Annotated in this window: 1 protein-coding gene; it reads right to left on the bottom strand. The window is 63.7% G+C overall.

What is annotated here, in order from left to right; translation table 11 throughout:
* Window positions 1-35: 35 nt before the first annotated feature.
* The coding region (tnpC, locus tag XH79_RS06885) for an IS66 family transposase (protein ID WP_271581163.1) at window positions 36-1249 on the bottom strand (1214 nt) is incomplete at its 5' end.

Here is a 1249-nt window from a genome sequence, read left to right as displayed (position 1 = left end):
ATCGGAACGGCTTGGTTGACCTGAGCGTTCGAACGTCAGCCGCTATTCTCAGCTGGCAGGTTTTTTTGAGCGGTGCAGTTGAACGGCAACAGATCTTCGATATCGGCGTCTGGCGCGCGCTGGGGCAATTCGGTGAGCGCGTGACGTAGCCATGCATAGGGATCGACGCCGCATGCCCGGCATGTCAGCACCAAACTGTAGATCACGGCGCTTGCCTTGGCGCCGGCAACGGTGTCGCTGAACAGCCAACTTTTTCGTCCGGTGCAAAACGGCCTGATGTCGCGCTCCAGAACATTGTTATCGATCGGGGCGAGACCGTCACTGGTGTAGCGGGTCAGATAATCCCATTGGTTGCGCGCATAGGCGATCGCCTTGCCGGTCAAGCTTTCGGGGAGGACCTTCGGCGCCTGGTCGTCGAGCCAGGTCCGGAAGGCGGCCAATACCGGCAGGCTATGCTGCTGGCGCAGCCGCAAGGTGTATGCGGCGCGCGTTTCGTCGTCGGGCGGCGTCTGGCGCGCCACCCTCTCGACCTCATACAACGCCTCGAAGAACTTGAGCGCCTGCAATGGCGGACCGCCGGGCGTCTTCCTGGCCTTGAGCGCATCGGTAAATTTCCTGCGCGCATGCGCCATACAGCCAAGATGGGTCGCGCCTGTCAGCGTGCCCCAGGCGTCATAGCCGTCGCTCATCAACAAGCCGCGATAGCCGGCCAGGAAGGCCTGAGGATGTTCCTGGCCGCGACCGGGCTGGTAATCGAACAGCACGACCGGCTGCGCGCAGTCCTGGCCGCTGCGATAGGCCCACATGAAGGATTTGGCCTGCGCATCCCGGCCGTCCTCTTTCAGAACCTGGACCCAGGTTTCGTCGCCGTGGACCAGGGGCTGCGACCTGAGCTTTTGCTGTAGCGCGTCATAGACCCGATGCAGATGCAACTCGCTCGCCCGGATCACCCAGTTGCCCAGCGTCCCGCGGCTGATGCTGACGTCGGCGCGCCCCAGCGCGTCCGCCACACGGTACAGCGGCGTGCCGTCGACGTATTTGTTGGCGAGCACCAGCGCCAGCGTCGATGGCGTGGCGACGCTACCCGGCAGCGGCTGCGCCGGCATCGGCGCGGTCACGATCGGGGTGTTCAGCGCGGTACGCTCGCAGTGACGGCAGGCATATTTGAACCGCACATGTTGCAGCACCGACGCCTTCATCTCGACGTGCAACTGCTCGGTGACGGTCTCGCCCATCCGATGCATCCGAT

The sequence above is a fragment of the Bradyrhizobium sp. CCBAU 45389 genome (assembly GCF_028128625.1).
GTDB lineage: Bacteria > Pseudomonadota > Alphaproteobacteria > Rhizobiales > Xanthobacteraceae > Bradyrhizobium > Bradyrhizobium liaoningense_B.
The sequence above is the reverse complement of the archived record's forward strand: the minus strand, read 5'-3'. Positions and strand labels throughout refer to the sequence as shown.